Annotated in this window: 15 protein-coding genes; 11 read left to right on the top strand and 4 right to left on the bottom strand. The window is 57.0% G+C overall.

Features of this window, described 5'->3' with window-relative positions:
- Window positions 1-28: 28 nt before the first annotated feature.
- Window positions 29-730, bottom strand: coding sequence for a uroporphyrinogen-III synthase (locus AL01_RS00350; protein WP_143280623.1), 702 nt, complete (start codon window positions 728-730; stop codon window positions 29-31).
- Between the two features lie 3 nt (window positions 731-733).
- Window positions 734-1783: a hydroxymethylbilane synthase gene (gene hemC / locus AL01_RS00345; RefSeq protein WP_077395305.1), complete on the bottom strand. Its 1050-nt coding sequence runs from the start codon at window positions 1781-1783 to the stop codon at window positions 734-736.
- A 69-nt stretch (window positions 1784-1852) separates the two neighbouring features.
- On the opposite strand from hemC, the gene tsaD reads away from it, so the two are divergent.
- Genes tsaD through murJ form a run of 4 tightly spaced genes read left to right on the top strand, consistent with a single transcriptional unit; the run spans window position 1853 to window position 6057 of the window.
- A complete protein-coding gene (gene tsaD / locus AL01_RS00340) occupies window positions 1853-2980 on the top strand; it encodes a tRNA (adenosine(37)-N6)-threonylcarbamoyltransferase complex transferase subunit TsaD (RefSeq protein WP_077395819.1) in 1128 nt (375 codons plus the stop codon).
- Window positions 2977-3948 carry an NAD(P)H-dependent glycerol-3-phosphate dehydrogenase gene (locus AL01_RS00335; protein ID WP_077395304.1) on the top strand — a complete coding sequence of 324 codons (972 nt, stop codon included), beginning with the start codon at window positions 2977-2979 and terminating at the stop codon, window positions 3946-3948. The genes tsaD and AL01_RS00335 overlap by 4 nt, the downstream gene beginning before the upstream one ends.
- Window positions 3949-4000: 52 nt before the next feature.
- A complete protein-coding gene (locus tag AL01_RS00330; RefSeq protein ID WP_077395303.1) occupies window positions 4001-4498 on the top strand; it encodes a glutathione peroxidase in 498 nt (165 codons plus the stop codon).
- A 2-nt stretch (window positions 4499-4500) separates the two neighbouring features.
- Window positions 4501-6057: a murein biosynthesis integral membrane protein MurJ gene (gene murJ, locus AL01_RS00325; RefSeq protein ID WP_077395302.1), complete on the top strand. Its 1557-nt coding sequence runs from the start codon at window positions 4501-4503 to the stop codon at window positions 6055-6057.
- Here murJ and AL01_RS00320 read toward each other — a convergent pair.
- Complete coding sequence (locus tag AL01_RS00320) at window positions 6054-6521, bottom strand: GAF domain-containing protein (RefSeq protein WP_077395301.1); 468 nt, start codon at window positions 6519-6521, stop codon at window positions 6054-6056. The genes murJ and AL01_RS00320 overlap by 4 nt on opposite strands.
- A gap of 191 nt (window positions 6522-6712) precedes the next feature.
- On the opposite strand from AL01_RS00320, the gene mutS reads away from it, so the two are divergent.
- Window positions 6713-9436: a DNA mismatch repair protein MutS gene (gene mutS / locus AL01_RS00315; RefSeq protein ID WP_241502633.1), complete on the top strand. Its 2724-nt coding sequence runs from the start codon at window positions 6713-6715 to the stop codon at window positions 9434-9436.
- A complete protein-coding gene (locus AL01_RS00310; RefSeq protein WP_241502632.1) occupies window positions 9426-12305 on the top strand; it encodes a [protein-PII] uridylyltransferase in 2880 nt (959 codons plus the stop codon). Before mutS ends, AL01_RS00310 begins: the two co-directional genes overlap by 11 nt.
- Before the next feature lie 49 nt (window positions 12306-12354).
- Here AL01_RS00310 and AL01_RS00305 read toward each other — a convergent pair whose 3' ends face one another.
- Window positions 12355-14589 carry a TonB-dependent receptor gene (locus tag AL01_RS00305; RefSeq protein WP_077395299.1) on the bottom strand — a complete coding sequence of 745 codons (2235 nt, stop codon included), beginning with the start codon at window positions 14587-14589 and terminating at the stop codon, window positions 12355-12357.
- 202 nt (window positions 14590-14791) lie between these two features.
- Between AL01_RS00305 and AL01_RS00300 the strand changes: the two genes are divergently transcribed.
- The 5 genes from AL01_RS00300 (at window position 14792) to AL01_RS00280 (ending at window position 21813) form a co-directional block, all read left to right on the top strand.
- Window positions 14792-16246 carry a PepSY-associated TM helix domain-containing protein gene (locus AL01_RS00300; protein WP_077395298.1) on the top strand — a complete coding sequence of 485 codons (1455 nt, stop codon included), beginning with the start codon at window positions 14792-14794 and terminating at the stop codon, window positions 16244-16246.
- Window positions 16243-17601: a hypothetical protein gene (locus AL01_RS00295; RefSeq protein WP_077395297.1), complete on the top strand. Its 1359-nt coding sequence runs from the start codon at window positions 16243-16245 to the stop codon at window positions 17599-17601. Before AL01_RS00300 ends, AL01_RS00295 begins: the two co-directional genes overlap by 4 nt.
- Window positions 17602-17628: 27 nt before the next feature.
- A complete protein-coding gene (gene thrC, locus AL01_RS00290) occupies window positions 17629-19035 on the top strand; it encodes a threonine synthase (RefSeq protein WP_077395296.1) in 1407 nt (468 codons plus the stop codon).
- A gap of 163 nt (window positions 19036-19198) precedes the next feature.
- On the top strand, window positions 19199-20467 hold the full coding sequence (locus AL01_RS00285; protein WP_077395817.1) for a M16 family metallopeptidase: 1269 nt from the start codon (window positions 19199-19201) through the stop codon (window positions 20465-20467).
- Window positions 20464-21813 (top strand): TldD/PmbA family protein, encoded by a 1350-nt coding sequence (locus AL01_RS00280; protein WP_077395295.1) that lies wholly within the window; start codon window positions 20464-20466, stop codon window positions 21811-21813. Before AL01_RS00285 ends, AL01_RS00280 begins: the two co-directional genes overlap by 4 nt.
- The last annotated feature ends 7 nt before the right edge of the window (window positions 21814-21820 follow it).

Genomic DNA, 21820 nt, shown 5'->3' with positions numbered 1-21820 from the left:
CACGGTCTTAGTATGGGTAAGGCGGGCCTTAAATGGTCCGCCTTTTTTCATGTCTCTTCCCAAGCACGGTAAGGGGTGAGCCAACCTCAATACAGCCCCACTGCCCCATCGACTCAGCACGTTTGGCAATAGCCTGTGAGAAGCAGATAGCCCGACACTGGCCAAGCCGATCATGAAGCTCTGGCGGGCACAATTCCATAAATAAAGACACTGTTTCGCTGGAGTAAAAAAGGACAGCTTCCAGCTCTCCAGTAGCCAAAGCCTCCAACGCTGCCCCGGAAAGATGCTCTACAGGCTGTACCTGATAGGCTTCAACCCTCTGCGCTCCCAACTTTACTGCCAGATCAACCCCATATGGCTGGCCATGCCGCCCCCGTCCGCAGGCCAACAAAAGGTCGGAGCCATATAAATTTTTCTGGCGACACAGTGCTTCCAATCCTTCCTGCGTGCCAGAAGCCGCTTCAACACACCGGAAACCCATCGCCTCGGCCCGCTGTGCCGTGCGGTTGCCTACCGTCAGCAACAAACGATCCCGGTCCTGCTTCACCAGAAACGGCAGAGCCTGACTGCTCGTCACCAGCATGGCCCGACAGGGATGATCCTCTATCGGCGGCATCTGACGCATCGTCATGACGGGGCTGGCAATAGCCCGCCACCCCTGCGCCTGCACGGCACTAACCGTTTCGCTCAGACCCGGTTCAGGCCGTGTGACCAACACTGCCTGACGCATGATTTACGGTTGGACAATCTTAGCAAAAATGGCAGGCGGCGTATCTCGCCGCAATTCGCACGCCAGCTCATACCCCATCCGTGCCGCATCCTCTGGCAGGCCCTCACATTCCCGGCGCAGCAGGAAGGTGCCGTCCTCACTAGCTACCAGACCGGAGAGATAAAGCCGTCCATCCTTCAACTGAGCATAGCCACCAATTGGTGTCCGGCAGGAACCATCAAGCTCCGCCAGCAGGGCGCGCTCTGCCGTAGCTACAGCACGAGCCTCCGGGTCCTCAATGGCAGACAGAAGCTCCCGCAACTCATGGTCACTCTCACGCACGGTTACGCCAACAATACCCTGCCCCGACGCAGGCAGCATCACATCGGGGGAAAGCGGCACATCGATGCGATCTTCCATGCCAAGGCGTTTCAGCCCGGCATAAGCCAGCAAGGTTGCATCACACTGGCCCGCACCGAGCTTATCCAACCGGGTTTGCACATTGCCACGCAGCAGAGTGAATCGCAGGTCTGGACGGACATGCAGCATCTGCGCCTGACGGCGAACAGAGGCGCAACCAACCAGTGCCCCTTCTGGCAAGCAGTCGAACGGTCTTTCAGGGTCAACCGTTACACCACGTTTCCGCAGCATCAGCACATCACGAGCATCTTCACGCTTCATCGTGCAAGCCAACACCAGCCCCGGCGGCAGATGCGTCTCAAGGTCCTTAAGGCTATGGACGGCAAAATCAATGCCCCCTACGGCCAAAAGCTCGTGAATCTCCTTGGAGAACAACCCCTTCCCGCCAATCTCTGCCAAGCGGTCCTTGAGGTTGAGGTCCCCGGAGGTTTGCATCTGCTCCTCCTTAAAGGCCCCCATATCCCGCAGAACAGGACAGAAACGGGTCAGACGGGTCAAGAAATGCCGTGTCTGCACCAGTGCCAACGGGGACGCCCGTGTCCCCACCCGCAGAGGAAGTTTACGGCGGTCCGGTGGCGCCTGAACGTGGGAGCGGCGGGCCGCTTCGGCAGCAATTTTCTGGAGAGCTGCGGAGGAAAAGTTTGAAGCATTCATGGTGTTCCCTCCATAACCGATTCTGGAAGGGGTGTCATGCTCCGAAGAATCCGCCATAATGAACCAATCATGTCTGACATTTCCCACCTGACACCGCTCCTCGCCATAGAGACCTCATGCGATGATACGGCCTGCGCCATTTTGGATGCTCACGGTACCCTGCTAGGGGAAAGCGTTCTCTCGCAAGAGGATCATGCCGCTCTGGGCGGGGTTGTGCCAGAACTGGCCGCCCGTGCCCATCTGAATGCTCTGCCAGAACTGGTAGAGCTGACCCTCCAACGGGCAGGGCTAACCTTGAAGGACATCGCCCTCTTCGCCGCCACAACCGGCCCCGGCCTCATTGGCGGGCTGATTGTTGGTAGCTCCTACGCCAAAGGGCTGGCTATGGCCTGTGGAAAGCCTTTCATGGGTATCAACCATATTGAGGGGCACATCCTCACCCCCCGCCTACCCGCTGCCCTGCGCCCGGACGAACAAGCACCAGCTTTTCCCTATCTGGCACTTTTAGTCTCTGGTGGTCACTGCCAGTGCATCACCGTAGAAGATACAGGCCAATATCGCCGCCTTGGTGGTACAATTGACGACTCTGCCGGTGAGGCATTCGATAAAGTAGCCAAGATGCTGGGGCTGGGCTGGCCCGGTGGTCCGGCCTTAGAAAAACTAGCACGGGAGGGCAACCCGCAGGCCTATAGCCTGCCCCGCCCGCTGAAAGGCCGCCCTGGTTGCGATTTCTCATTCTCTGGCCTCAAAACAGCCGTCTCACGCCATATTGAACCTTATGGCCGGGAAGCCCTGCCTCGACAGGTCGCTGCTGACCTCGCAGCGTCCTTCCAACAGGCCGTAACGGATGTAATGGCGGACCGCATCACCAATGCGCTGGCCATAGCCCCGCAGGTGACAACCCTTGTGGTCGCCGGTGGCGTTGCCGCCAATACGGCCCTACGTCAACGACTTGAAGGCATTGCCGAAGCTCATAAGATCGCTTTCCTCGCCCCACCGCTGCGGCTCTGTACCGACAATGCCGCCATGATAGGATGGGCCGCTCTGGAGCGACTAAAGCAGGGGGAAGTACCGGATGATATTTCCCTTGCCCCCCGCCCCCGCTGGCCGCTAGATGAACGCCAACCTTACCAGCCACACACACCGCAGGAAACGCCCCCCGTTGGGCACTCCCCTCTGATGGAACCATCCGCATGACTAGCCAGCCACGCATTGCCGTCATCGGGGCCGGAGCATGGGGTATTGCTCTGGCCTGCACCCTATCCCAGATCGCCCATGTCACCCTCTGGACACGCACCCCCGTGCCAGACGGTACACGCACCATGCCCCACCTGCCGCAGGTCACCCTGCCAGACAACATCACGGTGACCAGCACTCTACCTTCCGAGGCGGATATTGTCCTTCTCGTCGTCCCTACGCAGGGGCTGCGTGATACGTCACTGGCTCTCCAGAAACGCCTAAAGCCTGATGTGCCCGTTGTTACCTGCTGTAAGGGCATGGAACAGGGAACCTTCATGCTCCCGCTAGACATTATCGCCCAAACCATGCCCGGTCGCCCGGCGGCGGTTCTTTCCGGCCCTAACTTCGCCATTGAGGTCGCACAGGGCATGCCAGCTGCGGCCACTCTGGCCGCCTCCGACCTGCCCTTCGTTACGGAGCTAACCCGGCGTCTCACTACCCCTACGCTGCGCCTTTATGCCAGTACCGACCCCTTGGGCGTTCAGCTCGCCGGGGCAGCTAAGAATGTCATTGCCATTGGGGCAGGTATCAGCGTTGGGGCCGAAATGGGAGAAAATGCCAGAGCTGCTGTCATCACCCGTGCCTTGGCTGAGACGGCCCGTCTTGTAAATGCCATGGGTGGCGAAGGCCGCACCATGTACGGTCTGGCTGGCATGGGGGACCTGATCTTAACCGCTACGGGGGCAGGCTCCCGCAATTACAGCCTTGGCGTAGCTCTGGGCCGTGGGGAGAATGTCGAGGATATTCTTGCCAAGCGTGACACGGTCGCCGAAGGCGTACTAACCGCCCCCACCCTAAAGAAACTCGGCCAGCGTTTTGACATCGAAACCCCTATCATCAATGTCATCACCCGCCTCATTTCTGGCGAGCTTACGCCTCATCAAGCCCGCGATGAACTGTTAGACCGCCCGCCCTGCTTTGAATAACCTGCCCGACTGGTTGCTCCAGCCTTATATCACCTTATCAGGATGACCCTTCATGACCCGTTTCCATGACTTCCGGCTACCTGCCCTTGAAGGCGGAGAGATTGATTTTTCCCAGTGGCGGGGACGCCCTGTGTTGATCGTCAATACAGCTTCGGAATGTGGATTCACCAAGCAGTATGAAGGACTGCAGAAACTATGGCGGGAGATGGGCCATTCCACACCAGATGGGCTTATCATCCTCGGGGTGCCCAGTAATGACTTTGGCAAGCAGGAACCCGGCAATGCGCAGCAGATCAGCCAGTTCTGCCAGCGGCGTTACGGCGTTAGCTTCCCTCTAGCGGCCCGGTCTGTCGTCCGGGGGACGGAGGCTATTCCGCTCTTCAAATGGCTAGCCAAAGAAGGCGGCTTTCTCTCTCTCCCTCGCTGGAACTTCTATAAATATCTCATCGACCGTCAGGGCAGACTGCACCGCTGGTTCACACCGCTGACGGACCCTCAGTCCCCCCGTCTTCTGGAAGAAATCCGGCGGGTAAGCCAGAAACACGCCTGACCATGCTCAGACACCTTCTTACCGTTGGCGGCTGGACCATGCTCTCCCGCCTGCTAGGGCTCGTGCGTGACCAGCTTCTGGCCATGTTTCTAGGGGCTGGCCCGGTGCAGGATGCGTATCAGATCGCCTTCCGCCTGCCGAACATGTTCCGCCGCCTCTTCGGAGAAGGAGCACTAAACGCCGCCTTCGTGCCACTCTTCACTGCCCGATATGAGAAGGACGGCCCCAACAAAGCACTGCTGCTAGCGGGGCAGGCTTTCTCTCTCCTGCTCCTCTGGCTCAGCCTGCTGACTGTTCTGGCGGAAATCTGCATGCCGTGGGTGATTGATCTCATCGCCCCCGGCTTTCGGACACAGGGTACGGGACGCTTTGCCATTGCCGTGCAGCTTACCCGTATCACCATGCCTTATACGGTGCTGATCTGCGGGGCGGCACTTGTGGCGGGCCTCCTGAATGCCCGTCAGAAATTTGGCGCAGCCTCGGCTGCCTATATCGCCTTCAATATTGTTGGCATTATCGCCATTCTGATTGGTGCCTTCCGGGGGCACCAATATGTAGCGGCGGCCAGTGCGTGGGGGATCACCATTTCTGGCGTCTTCCAGCTTGCTGGACTACTCTGGGCTGCCAAAAAAGCCGGCCTCATGCTGCCACTGGTTCGCCCTACCCTTTCAGCGGATATCAGACTACTCATCCGCCGCATGTTGCCGGGGCTGGTCGGTTCAGGGGTTACACAAATCAACCTGACCATTGATACTATTATCGCCACTCTGCTGCCGACAGGCTCCATCTCGTGGCTCTATTTTGCAGACCGGGTCAACCAGCTTCCTCTTGGCGTATTAGGTGCCGCTTTGGGGACAACCCTGCTACCTCTCTTCACCCGCCACATCACCGCCAATGACCGTCCCGCTTTGCAGGACAGTCTAAATCAGGCCATGAATTATGCCCTGCTGCTTAGCCTACCTGCCATGATCGGACTATTCAGTCTGGCACCGGAGATCATGGCCACATTGTTCGGCTATGGGCATTTTTCTCTGCTAGATGTTCATAATTCCGCTGCGGCGCTCCGTATGTATGCGCTAGGCCTGCCTGCCTTCATCATCATCAAACTGCTGGCCCCGGCCTTCTTTGCCGAAGGCGATACCTCAACGCCTGTCCGTATCGGCTTTGTGACGATGGGGATCAATCTAGCTCTCAATGTGCTGCTCTACCGCACATTGGCGCACCTAGCCCCTCCGCTGGCGAGTGCATTAGCCGCTATCATCAACATGATTGCACTAGGCTATCTACTCTGGCGGCGGGAGTCCTTCCGCCCTACCTTCCAAAGCGTGACACGAGCCACCCGCATCATGCTAGCGGCCCTTGCTATGGGCATGTGGGCATGGGGTGGTGCCAATCTACTCGCCACCAATCTACCCGAGTGGCATGCTCTACCCCGGCTTTTCTTGCTGCTCTGCCTCATCGGTAGTAGCGCAATGCTCTATGGCGGGCTGCTCATCGCTCTACGGGTCCTGAGCCTAGAGGAACTCCGCAGCCGCCTGCTCCGGCGTCTGAAACGTTAGAGATGCGCTTCCAAAAGCCGGACAAGAGCCTCCAATTTTTCCTGATCCTCTGCTGAGAACCGGTTCTTCACGGGGCTATCAATATCCAGCACACCATGAACCTCACCATGTTTCATGATGGGCAGGACAATCTCTGATTCAGAAGCACCATCACAGGCAATATGACCGGGGAAAGCATGAACATCCGCTACACGCTGCACGCTCCGTTCCGCCACGGCCGCCCCGCAGACGCCTTTGCCCACGGCAATTCTCGTACACGCTACCCGCCCCTGAAACGGGCCAAGCACCAGCTCGCCCTCTTTCATCAGGTAAAAGCCAACCCAGTTGACCTGCGCCATTGCCTCGAACAGCAGAGCAGCAATATTAGCTAAGTTAGCGGTTTCATCCCGTTCTGCCTCCAGAAGACCTTGAGCCATCGGGAGGACATCATCAAAAATAATGTGATTTTCTGGTGCAGTACTCATGGGAAGCACCATGCCGCTACAGGGCAGGTCATGGCAAGGGGCAAGAAAAACGACTCTTCTGGCACATCACCGTGAAAGTCAGCCTTCCCCTCAGCGTGTCATGATGAGAAAATGGTCGCATTTCCATTTAAACACCTGTTAACCTAAACGGGACATCCAATCCCGATAAAACGGTGAGGTCTTTTCCCTGCATGGTCGATCAGAAACCATCCGTCCCTCCCATTCCCCCGCAGACAACGGGGAAGGTCACCCCGACCATGGAACAATGGTTCAGCCTGAAAAATCAGGAACCTGATGCCCTCCTCTTTTTCCGCATGGGGGATTTTTACGAGCTCTTCTTTGGAGATGCTCAGGCAGCCGCTCTTGCACTGGACATAACCTTAACCCACCGTGGCACGCATGATGAGGAACCCATCCCCATGTGTGGGGTCCCCGTTGGGACAGCACAAATCTATCTCTCCCGGCTCATCCGCCGTGGCTTCCGTGTAGCCGTAGCCGAACAAACCGAACTTCCCCGCAAGGGACAGAAAGGCCCACTCCGCCGGGAGATCATCCGTGTCGTCACCCCCGGTACACTGACAGAAGATGAGCTGCTAGATGCTGGACGGGCCAATACCCTCCTTGCCATTGTTGCACCGGACAAACGCCATAAAGACCGCCTTGGTGCGGCATGGATTGATATTTCCACCGGCACGCTGGAACTGCTCCGTCTGGGAGCGGACACACTGGCTGAACTACTGGCCCGCATTGCCCCTTCGGAAATCCTATCCGACCCGACACTCATTCCGACCGAACATGCGGGCCTCATTACCCCCTCTACAGCCCACCCTAGCCATGAGGCTGCAGAACGCACCGTAACGGAGGCCTATCAGGTTGCCCAGATGGATGCTCTGGGGGACTTTAGCAATGAGCAAATCATCGCCTGCGCCGTACTGCTGGATTATGTCCGCCGCAGCCAAGCGGGCAAATTACCCCGGCTAGCACCACCCATCGACCATGGGCTGGACAGTATCATGGGGCTGGACCCCGCCACCCGTAGCAGCCTCGACATTCTCCAGTCCCGTGATGGCGGCAGCAAGCACACGCTCTTCTCCAGCGTTAACCAGACAGCCACAGCCGCCGGAACTCGCCTTCTGGCCCACTGGGTTAGCACCCCCAGTACGGACCTTGCCCTCATCACAGGGCGACAGGATGGCTGGCACTGGCTGCACCATCAGCCCAAACCCACGGGGGTCTTACGGGATATCCTCAAGCACGCTCCCGATTCGGCTCGTGCCCTAGGTCGCATTTCCAGCGGGCGTCCCCTCCCACGGGACCTTGCCGCCATCCGTGATACACTCCGGGCGGCCAACCAAATTACTGAAACGCTCGGCACGCTAGCCGAAACCGGCATGCCGGAACGCATCCGCCATATCGGGGCCAACCTGTATGGGCGGGCTGATGCTCTGTTAGAGCGATTGGAAGCTGCCCTAAATACGGAGCTACCCGTCAAGATTGAGGATGGCGGGGTCATCGCTCCCGGTTTTGATGCTGAACTGGATCGCCAGCGTGACCTCCGGGACAATAGCCGCCGCCTAATCGCCCAGTTGCAGGTCCGTCTGGCAGAAGACTACGGAATTTCCAACCTTCGCATCCGCCATCACAACCAGCTTGGCTATGTTATTGAAGTCCCCGCTGCGGCTGGGCGTAAGCTACGCCAACATGAAGGGTTGAGCCTGCGGCAGGGCACGGCCAGCCTCGCCCGTTTCTCCAACGAAGAGCTAACGTCACTCAATCAAGCCATTCTGGAAGCCTCAGAAAAGGCCGACCAGCTAGAGCGTCATCTTTTTGCCGACCTTGCCCGGCACTGCCTGAATACGCCGGCACTTGATGATATCGGCCTCGCCCTTGCCGAGCTGGATGCGTTGATCTCCTGCGCCCGCATCATGGATCGTGGCACATGGTGCCGCCCAACCATGACAAACGGGCAGGATTTTAACCTTCAGGCCTGCCGCCACCCTGTTGTGGAAGCGGCCCTGCATGAAAGTGCAGCGCATGATACGGCTTTCATCGCCAATGACTGCGCCTTGCCACCGGAAAAACATGCCATCCTGCTAACAGGCCCTAATATGGCCGGTAAATCAACATTCCTACGTCAAAATGCTTTAGCCGTCATTCTCGCACAAGCGGGGCTGCCTATCCCGGCGAAAGCCGCCACGATTGGCATTGTGGACCGTCTCTTCTCCCGTGTCGGTGCGGCGGATGATCTGGCCCGTGGCCGCTCCACCTTCATGGTAGAGATGACCGAAACCGCCGCTATTCTCAATCAGGCAGGGCCTCGCTCCCTCGTGGTCGTGGATGAGATCGGACGGGGCACATCCACCCTTGATGGCCTCTCCATTGCTTGGGCCACGCTGGAGGCCCTTCATTCCCAGCTACGCTGCCGCACCATTTTTGCCACGCATTTTCATGAGCTCGGTGCCCTGCTGAAAACCCTCCCCCGTCTGGCGGCCTGCACCATGGCCGTTAAGGAGTGGAAAGGCCATGTCGTCTTTCAACATGAGGTCCGCCCCGGGCTTGCCCAAAAAAGCTGGGGCCTCCATGTGGCCAAACTGGCAGGCATACCGGCTTCTGTCCTCCAGCGGGCACGAAATCTTCTCACTCGCCTTGAGAATGAGCGTGACCAAAACAACCAACCTGCCAGCCTTCCCCTCTTCGAACAAGCTGCGCCAGAGCCCCCCATTCCGCAGAATGATCCGCCCTCTGTTGGCAACTGCTTGCCTAACGGCACATTATCGGCCCTCCAAGCCCTGCATAAGGAGATTGAAGGGCTGGACCCGGATTCCCTTTCCCCCAGAGAGGCCCACTCTGCCCTCTATCAGCTAAAAAGCATGATTGACGGCCTTGCCAAAATGGATGTTACGGATGAAGAATGACTCCCCGGATATCCTGACGAACCCGCCAGAACCAGCTGCCAATAAGAGAGCCGTCATGTCTGCTCACCTCACCTCCACTGCTCCATCTCGTCCTGATCTGTCGGGTCGGCAACCCGCTATTCCTCGTCAAGACGCTCTGGAACGGTTACGGACAGAGCTTGGCATACAGCGGGAAACCATCCGCCAGCAATTTGAGCAGCGTGAAACAAACGGCGTAGAGACCGCTCGCAATCTCGCCCTGCTGATGGACCGTATCATTGAGAAACTGGCCCGCTATGCGGGGCTGCCTCATACCCTGCAGGAGAATGGCACTGATGAAGTGTTCTGCCTCTGTGCCACAGGAGGCTACGGGGCAGGGCTGCTGGCCCCTTTCAGCGATGTGGACCTGCTTTTTCTAACAGCGGAAGCACCATCTAAAGACCTCATCGAGGCCATTGAATATATCCTTTATACACTCTGGGACCTCGGGCTGCGGGTCGGCCATGCCACACGCACTATTGAGAGTGCACTGGAAATGGCCAGAACGGACCAGACGTCCTGCACGACCCTACTGGATATCCGGCCCCTCTATGGGCAAAAAACACTTGTTCTTACCTTGCAGGAAAAGCTGGAAACCCACCTGAAAGGCCCTGCGCTGGAACAGTTCGTCCTTCAGGCCATCACCCAGCGAGAAGATCGGCATCGGAGATTTGGCGACACACCCTATCTTGTGGAGCCACACATCAAGGAAGGCAAAGGAGGGTTGCGGGACCTTCAGGTCCTCAACTGGATTGGCTATGCCGTTCTGGGGAACGGGCTATCTGTAAAATCCAACCTCCAACGTGCCCAAGGGCTGGCACCTGCTTGCACCCTGCTCGGCCTACTGACAAAGCGGGAAATATCACGCACCCATAGCCTTTGGAACTTCCTTTGGACGGTCCGGCTCAACCTTCATTATATCACTGGACGGAATGAAGAGCGGCTGACTTTTGACGTTCAACCCATCATCGGTGCCCGTATGCGGTATGGCAATCATGGCCATCAACGGGGGGTGGAACGCTTCATGCGTCATCACTTCCTTATGGCCCGGGCTGTGATGCGGCTAACCCATGTCTTCCAGCCAGCCATTCTTTTGCACCTGCGTAACCAGCTCCAGCAACGCCCTCCACGGGTGGAGCCCGGCCCGGATGGTTTCCAGCGCATTGATGGTTGCCTGAGCCTGCCCAATCCGCTGGCCCTCGTGCGGGAGCCTGTAACAGTCTTCCATTTTCTGGACTGTGCACGCCGCCATCAACTAGCCCTCCATCCAGCTGCCATACAACAGATCATCCGTTTCGAGCGGCATAGTGCGTCACTCCGCCATAATGGAGAAGCATCGGCACTTTTCATCAAGCTACTCTGCGACCCAGCAGCGGAACTTCCCTCCCCTGCCGCCGCCACACCACCCGCCGGTGATGACCGAGACCACAGGCAGGACCGTATCTTCTGGCTACCACTGCTCAACGAAACGGGGATTCTCTCCCATCTGCTCCCCGGCTGGTCTCGCATTCTCGGACGGACACAGTTTGACGGCTATCACATCCATACTGTGGATGCGCATACGATTGAGGCTGTCCATATCCTGCGGATGATCGAACAGGGCCGCATGGCGGATGAGCTACCGCTAGCCTACAGGCTAGCCCGCACCATGACACAGCGTCCTCTGCTCTATCTTGCCACCTTGCTGCATGATATCGGCAAGGGCCGTGGGGGGAACCACTCCGAAATCGGTGCGGACATCGCTACGCAGATCTGCCAGCAACTTGGCCTCTCCGCTAGCGATACCGATACAGTCTCGTGGCTTGTGCTGCATCATCTTCTGCTCTCACGCACGGCCTTCAGCCGGGATATTGATGACCCACAGACCATTCTAGACCTCGCCGATACCATCCAATCCCCTAAACGGCTGCGGATGCTCCTGCTGCTCAGCATTGCCGATATTCGCGCTGTTGGCCCCCGGGCATGGAATGCATGGAAAGCCACTCTGCTCGGCCGTCTCTATACCCGCATCGCCGATGTATTGGAGGGAGGGCTACAAGCACAGGAAGATGACGAGCGGGTCGACCATAATAAGACCTTCATCCAACAAGCCCTTAGAGATGAAGGCATGCCCGATGCCGATATTACCCATTTCATGAAACTAGGGCGGCCTGGTTACTGGCTGGGGTTCGATCCCCAAAGCCATGTCCGCCATGCCAGGCTTGTCTGCCGCCACCGAGCTGAAGGACGGGAAGATGCCATAATCGTGGACATCGCCCCACTCCCCGACCGAGGCATCACAGAACTAACTGTCTTCTGCAAGGATCAGCCCGGCCTCTTCTCCCGCATTACCAGTGCGCTGGCCCTCTGTGGGGCATCCATTGCCGATGCCCGCATCCATACCCTCAATAACGGCATGGTTCTTGATACATTCTGGTTCCACGACCCCTATGGGCAGGCCTTTATGGAGGCCGAGCATCTCGACCGGCTGCACAACACCATCGTGCAGGTCATGGAAGGAGCAATTGATCCTAAGGAAACGCTCAGCGCAGCCAACTTCCCGCTTCCCCGCCGGCTAGAGGCTCTCCATATTCCATCCCGTGTCCTAATCGACAGTGATGCTTCCGAGAATTATACCATCGTGGAAGTCAACGGGCGGGACAGACCGGCCCTACTGCACAACATTACCACCACGCTCAGCCGCCTGAAGCTGCATATTTCTTCGGCCCATATCATGACCTATGGCCTGCGGGCCGTGGACGTCTTCTATGTAACCAATGCAGACGGCCACAAGCTGACTGCCTCAGCAGAAGACGAACTTCAGACCGCTCTGTTGGACACGCTCCACACTATGGAGGCGGATGCCGACTGAAAATGACGGGGCCATGCCGGGAAAGGACATGGCCCTGTTTCTTTCTGCCTTACATATCCGTTGAGAAGGAAGCCTTAAACGTCCTTGGCAGCCCTTGGGTCAGATACCCGTTCACACTGCTGAAGGCCGTATAAGATGACGCCCAATAATGGCTGTTGGTGAGGTTCTCCACACCAAAACGGAACGTGACCGGACGCTTCGGTGTCATCAAGAAGGTATAACGGGCCCCGAGATCGTAGGTGGTCCAGTTCGGAATCTTCAAAGAATTCTGGACATTAACCCACTGATGGCCCGTATGAGTGACACGGCCTGTCAGGGTCAGCCCTTTGACGAAGGGAACGTCATATTCCAGATTGCCATTGATCGTATAACCCGGGATACCAACAGCCTTGTTGCCGAGATAATCCCCCTTAACCTGCTTGGCCTGAATCAGGGCACTGCCACCGTTAAAGCGTAGTCCCTTGATAATCTCACCATTGAGGTTCAGCTCAATACCCTGATTACGCTGACGCCCGCTGGCCTTAAAAATCTGTTCATTCCCATAATCCTCTACGAGTCCCGTAGGACGATCCAACCGGTAGAAGGCTAGAGAAGCACTAAAGCGACCAATGTCGTATTTCCCGCCAACCTCATACTGAACGGTCCGTGTCGGTGCGAGAAACTGCTGGGCATTAACCAGATTGGGATAAAGCGAACTCTTCGCTGGTGCCTGAAGCCCCTGATTCAGCCCTTCCACCCGATTGAAATAGAACGAAACATGACGGGACGCATGCACAACAAGCCCAACCACGGGTGTGATGGCATCCCGGCTATAATGGGTCGGCGTGTACTGATAGCTGTTCTGAAGAATATGCTGATATCGGAAACCACTCGTCACAGCGATGCGGTCGTGCCAGAAGGACATCGTATCCGAGAAGAACAGACTATAAAGCTGCGTTTTCGCACTGGGTGTTGCGGAAATACGATGGATTGAATCCGGCTTTTCCTGAATACCGGGGCTATAAATATTCGTACTGCCGAGGTAACCGCCCGCATAGCCCGTAGAAGCCTCTGACCAAAGGGCCGATCCACCAGCATTGACCTCATGTTTCAGGAAGCCTGTTCTGAAATGGGCACGAACACCGCCGCGGGTACTTTCGTTAGTCTGCTGATACGGAATGTATGACCCGTAGCCAAAGCCATCACCTGTCCGTCCGTCTGAGACATAAACAGTATCGTAATTTCCTTCCTCATGACCGGTCATGCCACCGAAACTGCCGTAGAGCGTGACGTGGCTGTTCAGGTCATGTTCAACATTCAACAGGCCGAAGACATAATGCATGTCTTCATAGCTCCAGCCTTGGCTCCAATTATGGCCCGGTCTTGTGGGGCGGGGAACAGTCGTCAGACCGGAATTCAGAACGACAGAGCCACGCCCCTGCTGGACATTCTGGTTCTGATAATTGATGTCGAGACTGATGCGGGTATTGTCATTATGCCAGTCCGTATCAAGCCCCAGCGCAACGGAATGGCGCCGCTCGCCAGAAATGGATGTCTGCCCATCCATCCCAGCCGCATTAAAGCGGATACCGAACTGATCATCCTTACCAAAACGACGCCCTACATCTAGGCTACCCCCGCCTTGGCCTTTGCTGGTGTAATCCCCTGTCAGTCGTGCAACTGGTTCGCTCTCAGCATGTTTAAACTGGAGATTGATATTCCCACCGACAGACGTTCCCCCCGGTGCAGCGCCGTTAATAAAAGCACTAGCCCCATTCAGAACCTGCACTGAATCATAAAGCTGGGGAGAAATCAGCTGTCGGGGGCTAATCCCATACAGCCCATTGATGGCCACATCATCCCCATAAACTGGCAATCCACGGATGATGAAGGTCTCTGAGAAATTGCCGTAACCATAGGTCGTCCGTACGGAAGGATCGTTCTGAAGCACCTGCCCCAATGTCTGGGACTGCTGGTTCAAGATCATGCTGGACGTGTAACTGCGCAAATTGAAGGGGAGGTCCAACCCCTTCTTGTTGCCGAGGACACCAGCTTGCCCCCCTAGCTTCACTTCCATCCGCTCCCGCCGCCGTGCCTTGACGAGTATGGTCTCCCTAGGGGCTTCTGCCTTCTTACGGGCGTCAGTCTTCTCGCCCTGCCGATCAGACAGTTTTATTGGACCTTTTACAGAGTGTTCTCCTCCTTCATCTCCGGCAGCCCAGACAGGATTCCCGGCCAGTGTACTGCCTGCCAGCAGGCACCAGAGACCGGCGGTTCTGCAAGAAAAACGAAAAGAGATAGCCATATATGCCCATCCTGAATTGCAAGACTGAATGAGCGATGTCTTATATGTTAATGAAAATTATTCTCAATAACTTTCCATAAAAAAGACGTAATATTTTTATCTTTATTGCATTTTTCCCCATTTCGCAGCTTTCCCATTTACAGCCGCCTCAACGAACAGTAGGAAATGAGAATAATTATTAATATTAAGATGCCGTACCCGTATGTCCCCCAGCCTCCGTTCCATCCTGCGTCTTTTCCATCGCTGGATTGGCTTCCCGGCTGGAGTCTTCCTCTTCATCCTCTGCTTCACCGGCTCTCTGGCCTGTTTTTCACCCGAAATACAGGACTGGATGCAACCTAGCACGACTCTACACGCCCCCTTACCTTCCATGACCTCATCCGGCCTAACCGAAGCCGGACGGAGGCTAAAAGAACAGCTTAACGCAGGCCATTTTACCTTTCTAAGGCTGCCCTCTCCCCGAGACCCCGTTTTCCGTCTCTGGCATTATGACGGCCATATATTCCTTGGCCCTGCCCTTGCGCCCGATACCGGCCTCCCTCTGCCCAGCAGAGACGTTCCCGGTGGTACTTTTTTCGTTACTCTGCATAGCCACCTCTACTTACCCACCCCGTGGGGGCAGGTCGTGATAGTAGTCGCTGGCACTGCGTTGCTCGCCACATTGCTCACTGGCCTCTGGCTCCAGCTCCGCCGTTTTCTGCCGGACCTGCTGCTCTTCCGCCCCCACGCTGCCCGTCAGCGTCGCTGGTTAGACCTCCACCTACTGGGTGGAACACTTAGCTTGCCCATCCTGTTTGTCATTGGGTTGTCAGGTACAGTTCTACAGGCACAAAAGCTTTTTCAGCTTGCCAGCCCCCCACATCATCCACCCGGCCATGCCAGCCGTCATCAGGCCCAGAGTGCCGCTCCTCTCTCCATCCCTGCGGACACCCTGCCCACATTGGCTAGAGCCGGACAGCAGCAATGGGGCACCGTGGCCGAGGGCTTCTTTATGCAAACAGGCCACGACCTCAGCCTTTATGCGCCGGACAACTTACATTTCTGCCTCCAGCGTCAGGCTCTAACCGCCACACATACCACCATACCCGCCCGCTCCCTTTGCCCCACCCTCCACAGTGTTGTCCTAGGGCTGCATAATCTGCGCTGGGCGGGGCTGGCGACACGATGGTTCTACTGTTTCAGCGGCCTACTAGGCTGCATCATCATCGGTTCCGGTATGATCCTTTTTCTTCAATCGGAACAAAACAGCATCATCCATCTTTCCACGATTTCCCTAGCCCAACGAAGTCTTCAGCAGGGCTATTCCGCCCTCACCACCGCCACCATTGTGGGGCTGCCTCTAGCAACGCTGGCCTTGTTCTGGAGTACACGCCTGCCGGCACCTTCTGATCTTCCCTCTCTCTTATGGGAAGAAAGTCTGTTCTTTGGCCTCTGGGGCCTCTCCCTACTCCATGCCTGCGTGTCCCGCTGCGCTGCTACATGGCAACTTGCCCTCTTGGCTATACTGGGGGTAGGCACCACAGGCCTAGACCTGCTGACACGCCCCTTTCACACAGGCCGTCCCCTCCTCTTCAGTGCTGTGGATGCCCTAGCAACTGGCATCGGGATAGCCTGTCTGTCTGTTCTTCTCCGGCCTATTTACAAGAGGTCAACATGATCCTTTCCCTCATTCTCATGAGCCTATGGACCATTATCTGGCTTCTCTATCTCAACCAGCTTCCGGCTCACAGGCGGCGGAATCCCTGCCACCTTCCCCCTGCTAATGCGCTACAAAAATACCTTCGCTTACTTCTACCCCCCTGCGGTCTGACAGCAGCCTATCTACTAAATGGGTTGGATGGGTTGTTCCTATGGGCTTTCACAGCACCACTTACGGGTTTTCTGCTGGCCCTGATTCTTCCATACCCCCAGCATCCAAACCGTCCCCACCGAAGGGAACTTGCAAAACGCTCCCAAAGTCCCCAGATACCTGCCATGCAAATACGTCTGTCCTCATTGCTGACTTCAGCCTTCATCGTATCGGCCGCTTTTCTGGGGCTCAGCCCTGCCGCCAGAGCGGACCGCCCATGGCAGGATGCCCATGTGCAGGCTCAGATCACTGCCGAGCATGAGCTAAGCCTACCTCTAGCTGCCTCGCTCAGCTCACTCCCAGATGGCTCCCCCTTTGCCTTAGGCGTGACTGGTAAGCTCTACAGGCTAGACCCCGTGGATGGGCACCTCACCATCCTGATGGATGAATTGCCCCCCATCACAGCGTTGACAGCTACAGCCCAAGGTCTCTGGGCCGTAACGCAAGCCCCCAAACCTGCTTTGTTGAATATCGCACCAGATACAGGGGTCATCCTCAACCATATCGGTTTTGGCTCCGCTCTGGCGGTTGGTAGCCATATTTCAGCCCTTCAGGTAACGGACAATAAGGCCTTTCTGGTGGATGATGGCGCCCCAGCTTTTGTCGTCATCGACCTGCAAAGCGGACATGCGGAACGCCTGCTAGAGGGAGCTCCTTCTCTAAGCAGTCACGCCCCCCTCATACGCCACGGGCAGCCTGTCACCACCGCACAGGGACAGTCCAGAACGGGCGGCAACGTGCATTTTCTTCTGTTGGACCATAGCAAGAACTGGCTGTTCTATCAGACACCGACAGGACCACTTTACCGAATCGGCACCACTATCCTGACCGATTCTAGCCTCGGTCCGGCTGAGCGCATAGAGGCTATGACGAACTGGCGGCGGACCCCTAGCCTAGGTGGTATGGCCATCACCCGGGATGACACACTCTATATGGTCGATATTGACCACGGAGACCTCTTAGCCTTCGGTGCCGACCGTTTGCCCTGGCGTCTTCTTCATGATGACAGACTCTACGATGCGCAGGCCATTTCCCTACTCAAAGGCCGCACAGGCGCACAAGAGAAGCTGGCTATTCTGACAGAGCCTACAGCACCAACAAACGGTGCAAATCCTGCTTCCGCAACCAATCACCAGCATCTACTGGAAATTACCCTGCCCTGATGACATTTCGGTGTTATAGTGAGGCCTATGCGTTATCGATCTACCCGCGGCACACTGGATGCCGCTGCCCCCGACTTTTCCGATATCCTGCTCAGCGGTCTGGCTGACGATGGCGGGCTTTACATGCCCGACCACTGGCCACACATCCCTCGTGAGACCCTGACTAGCTGGCGTAGCCTCTCCTATGCCGACCTAGCGGCGGAAGTTATTGGCCTCTTCACCGAGGGCAGCATAGACCGTGAAACGCTCCGCACCATGGCACGGGATGTATACGGCAAGTTCGACCACGCTGCTGTAGCGCCTCTGGTGGAAGTGGAAGACGGCCTCTTCTCGCTGGAACTGTTCCACGGCCCGACACTGGCCTTCAAAGATATGGCCATGCAGATGCTTGGCCGCCTCTTCGAATATGTACTGAAACAGCGTAACCGCCACGTTACCATTGTCGGCGCAACATCGGGCGACACAGGGTCCGCCGCCATCGAAGCCTTCCGTGGGCGGGAACATGTCTCCATCGTCATCCTCCATCCCTATGGCCGGACATCGGACGTCCAACGGCGTCAGATGACCACCGTGCTAGAGGATAACGTCCTCAACATCGCCGTAGAAGGTGACTTTGACGACTGTCAGGACATGGTCAAAGCCATGTTCGCTGATGAAAAATTCCGTACGGACTGTTCCCTCTCCGCCGTTAACTCCATCAATTGGGCCCGTATTGCTGCGCAAATCCCCTACTATGTGCGCTCTGCCCTTGCCCTTGGTGGGCCGGACCGCCCGGTCTCCTTTGCCGTACCGACCGGGAACTTTGGTAACATCCTCGCCGCTTGGGCTGCCAGCCAAATGGGCTTGCCCATCGACCATCTCTGTGTCGGTTCCAACAGGAATGACATCCTTACCCGCTTCCTGCTCAATAACGACATGACCAAGCGGAAGGTCGAACCCAGCCTGTCGCCCTCCATGGATATTCAAGTATCCTCCAATTTTGAACGTCTCTTGTTCGAAATGCTGGGCCGTGACCCCAACCGGTGCCGGGCCATCATGGAGGAGTTCCGTCAGACAGGCTGCATGGCCGTACCGCACGATGCTTGGGAGCAAATCCGTGAGACCTTCCACGGTATTGCTCTGAGCGACGAGCAGACAACCGCCACGATGAAGCAGCTTTTCGCCGAGAGCCACTATCTGGCCGATCCTCATTCAGCGATCGGGCTGGCGGCAGGGCACCGCTTCCGTGAGGCGGGTACACCGATGGTTGCCGCAGCTACGGCGCATCCAGCCAAATTCCCCGATGCCGTGAAGAAGGCCACAGGCATTCATCCAGAATTGCCACCCCATCTAGCAGACCTCTTCTCCCGCAAGGAGCGTTATGAGGTCCTCCCCAACAACCTCGAAAAGGTCAAGGCGGCTGTTCGCAAACATCGGGACAGCCAGACCACATAGGCCTGACGGATCAGGCACCATAAAGGGGGGTAGCCTTGCCGGGCTGTCCCCCTTTTCCATCCCTACCTCCTCCCTCTGGGCAACAGGGGCTGGAAAAAGACCCCCGACACACCATATTGCAGGCACCTCAGCCTCTTCTTTCAGAATGGACACACAGAACTGCATGAGCGAACAGATCAGACGTACGACTCTTGAAAATGGCCTCAACATCGTGACGGAACGGATGGAGCGTGTCGAAACCGTCTCTTTCGGGGCCTATGTTGCAGCTGGTACCCGTCATGAAAGCGAAGCTACCAACGGGGCTGCCCATTTTCTTGAGCATATGGCCTTCAAGGGAACAAAACGCCGCTCTGCCATCCGCATTGCCGAGGAAGTCGAAAATGTGGGCGGTTATCTCAATGCCTATACAGCACGAGAAAACACGGCCTATTACGTCAAACTTCTAAAAAATGACCTGCCCCTCGGTGTGGACCTGATCGGCGATATCCTCACCCACAGCACCTTCCTGCCGGAGGAAGTGGAGCGGGAACGTGGTGTCATTCTTCAAGAAATTGGTCAGGCCAATGATACGCCGGATGACATCGTCTTTGACCATTTTCAGGAATGTGCCTATCCCGACCAGCCCATGGGCCGCCCCATTCTCGGCACAGAAAATGGCATTGCCAGCATGAGCCGAGAAACACTGATGGCCTATATGCACGAGCATTACAGCACGCAGAACATGGTCATCGCTGCGGCAGGTAATCTGCATCATGATGATGTGGTCGAGCTCGTCCGTACCCATTTTGCAGACCTACCCACACATACGCCCCCACAAGCCGTACCGGGTCGCTATGTCGGCGGACTAAAGCAGACAGAGCGCAAGCTGGATCAGGTCCATATCCTCATGGGTTTTCCAGCCCCCGGCTATCGGGAAAAGAGCTATTACAGTGCGATGATCCTCTCCACCCTGCTGGGTGGCGGCATGTCATCTCGCCTGTTTCAGGAAATCCGGGAACGGCGGGGATTGGTCTATAGCGTTTACAGCTTTGCCAGCCCGTTCGCAGATAGCGGCATGTTCGGCATCTATGCCGGTACAGGGCCAGACAAAACGGATGAGCTTATCCCCGCTGCCCTGAACGAACTCCGCAACCTTCAGAATGGCATCAGCAAGGAGGAGCTGGATCGTGCTCGCACCCAGCTCAAAGCATCTCTCCTCATGTCGCTGGAAAGCACGGGCAGCCGCTGCGCCCAGATTGCCCGCCAAATTCAGGTGCATGACCGCATCATCTCCACAGGGGATATGATCCGCAAGATTGATGCCGTCACCGAAAAAGATGTGCTCGCCACCGCCCGAACCATCTTCAATGGCGCACCGACCCTGACAACAATGGGGCCAGCCCGTAACATTCCCGGGCCGGATGCCATTCATGCCGCACTGAAATCCGCATGACCAGCCTTCTTTCCCACCTTGATGATGCCCTAAAACTCGCCCGCCAGCATGGGGCCGATCAGGCTGATGCGGTGGTCATTCGTGGGCAGAGCCGTTCCGCCATGATACGGCAAGGCAAGGCCGAAGGCATCCGCCATGCTGAAAGCCTATCCCTCGGGCTGCGGGTCTTCCATGAAGGCCGTGTGGCTACGGTTGCAGGCAACGACCTAACCCCAGAAGCCCTTTCCCAACTGGCAGAACGGGCTTGCGCCATGGCAAAGGTCGTGCCCCCTTCACCGGATGATGGTCTAGCTGCCCAGCCCCTCATTCCCGTTCCGGCCAACGCTATTGCAACGCTTGATCTCCTTGACCCGGCCACTCCGCCCAGTATGGAGACCCTGCTGAGCAAGGCGCAGGACATGGAAGAAGCCGCCCTCTCGCATGATGGCATTACCAACAGCAGCGGGGCCTCCGCCAGCACAAGTCTGCACGATGTTGCTCTTGCTACCAGTGCGGGCTTTACCGGGCAGTATCAGCGCAGTGGCCACGGTTATGGCATCAGCGTTCTGGCCGGGACAGGCGCACAGATGCAACGTGACTATGCCTTCCATAGTGCCGTGCATCAGGCGGACCTTGAAAATCCCGCCCAACTGGGTCACGAAGCGGCCCGCCGTGCCCTCGCCCGACTAAACCCCACACGACCGAAAACAGGCCTTTATCCTGTTTTATTCGACCCCCGTGTGGCTGGCTCCCTATTGGCCCATCTTGCCGGGGCAATTAACGGGTCTGCCATCGTACAGGAGGCTTCTTTCCTCAAGGACAAGCTGAACCACGCTGTCTTCAGCCGGGGCATCACCATTACTGATGACCCGACCTTGCCACGTCTTGCCGGCTCCCGCCCCTTTGATGGAGAAGGTACAGCCGGCCGGCCTCTCAACCTTGTGGAGGATGGGCAGCTCCATCACTGGCTGCTGGACAGCCGCTGCGCCCGCAAGCTGGGCTTACCCGCCAGTAATGGCCGGGCCAACCGTAGCGGCGGGGGAAGTGTTCATCCCGGCACGTCCAACCTCCTCCTTCATGCAGGCCAGCACTCCCCTGAAGAACTAAGACATGATATCAAAGAGGGCGTGCTCATCACTGAACTGATGGGCAGTGCCATCAACATGTTAACAGGGGATTACAGCCGGGGTGGATCAGGCTTCATGATCCGCAATGGTGAGATTGCCGAACCTGTTTCAGGCATTACAGTGGCCGGCAATCTACTTGACATGTTTGCGCGGCTCATTCCCGCCAATGACATCAACCTGATGATGGGCCATCATGCCCCGACCATCCGTATTGACCAGATGAGTCTTGCTGGAGATTGACCAGATT

The organism is Bombella intestini, from assembly GCF_002003665.1.
In the GTDB taxonomy this organism is placed as follows: domain Bacteria; phylum Pseudomonadota; class Alphaproteobacteria; order Acetobacterales; family Acetobacteraceae; genus Bombella; species Bombella intestini.
Note: the sequence above shows the minus strand (reverse complement) of the source record. Positions and strands in the feature narration are given on the sequence as shown.

What these genes read in the sequence shown, in the direction of transcription:
- thrC (WP_077395296.1), top strand. Translation starts at nt 17,629, where the DNA reads ATGCGTTATCGATCTACCCGCGGCACACTGGATGCCGCTGCCCCCGAC.
- AL01_RS00350 (WP_143280623.1), bottom strand. Translation starts at nt 730, where the DNA reads ATGCGTCAGGCAGTGTTGGTCACACGGCCTGAACCGGGTCTGAGCGAA.
- AL01_RS00330 (WP_077395303.1), top strand. Translation starts at nt 4,001, where the DNA reads ATGACCCGTTTCCATGACTTCCGGCTACCTGCCCTTGAAGGCGGAGAG.
- murJ (WP_077395302.1), top strand. Translation starts at nt 4,501, where the DNA reads ATGCTCAGACACCTTCTTACCGTTGGCGGCTGGACCATGCTCTCCCGC.
- hemC (WP_077395305.1), bottom strand. Translation starts at nt 1,783, where the DNA reads ATGAATGCTTCAAACTTTTCCTCCGCAGCTCTCCAGAAAATTGCTGCC.
- AL01_RS00280 (WP_077395295.1), top strand. Translation starts at nt 20,464, where the DNA reads ATGACCAGCCTTCTTTCCCACCTTGATGATGCCCTAAAACTCGCCCGC.
- AL01_RS00300 (WP_077395298.1), top strand. Translation starts at nt 14,792, where the DNA reads ATGTCCCCCAGCCTCCGTTCCATCCTGCGTCTTTTCCATCGCTGGATT.
- AL01_RS00335 (WP_077395304.1), top strand. Translation starts at nt 2,977, where the DNA reads ATGACTAGCCAGCCACGCATTGCCGTCATCGGGGCCGGAGCATGGGGT.
- AL01_RS00310 (WP_241502632.1), top strand. Translation starts at nt 9,426, where the DNA reads ATGAAGAATGACTCCCCGGATATCCTGACGAACCCGCCAGAACCAGCT.
- AL01_RS00295 (WP_077395297.1), top strand. Translation starts at nt 16,243, where the DNA reads ATGATCCTTTCCCTCATTCTCATGAGCCTATGGACCATTATCTGGCTT.
- mutS (WP_241502633.1), top strand. Translation starts at nt 6,713, where the DNA reads ATGGTCGATCAGAAACCATCCGTCCCTCCCATTCCCCCGCAGACAACG.
- AL01_RS00320 (WP_077395301.1), bottom strand. Translation starts at nt 6,521, where the DNA reads ATGAGTACTGCACCAGAAAATCACATTATTTTTGATGATGTCCTCCCG.
- AL01_RS00305 (WP_077395299.1), bottom strand. Translation starts at nt 14,589, where the DNA reads ATGGCTATCTCTTTTCGTTTTTCTTGCAGAACCGCCGGTCTCTGGTGC.
- tsaD (WP_077395819.1), top strand. Translation starts at nt 1,853, where the DNA reads ATGTCTGACATTTCCCACCTGACACCGCTCCTCGCCATAGAGACCTCA.
- AL01_RS00285 (WP_077395817.1), top strand. Translation starts at nt 19,199, where the DNA reads ATGAGCGAACAGATCAGACGTACGACTCTTGAAAATGGCCTCAACATC.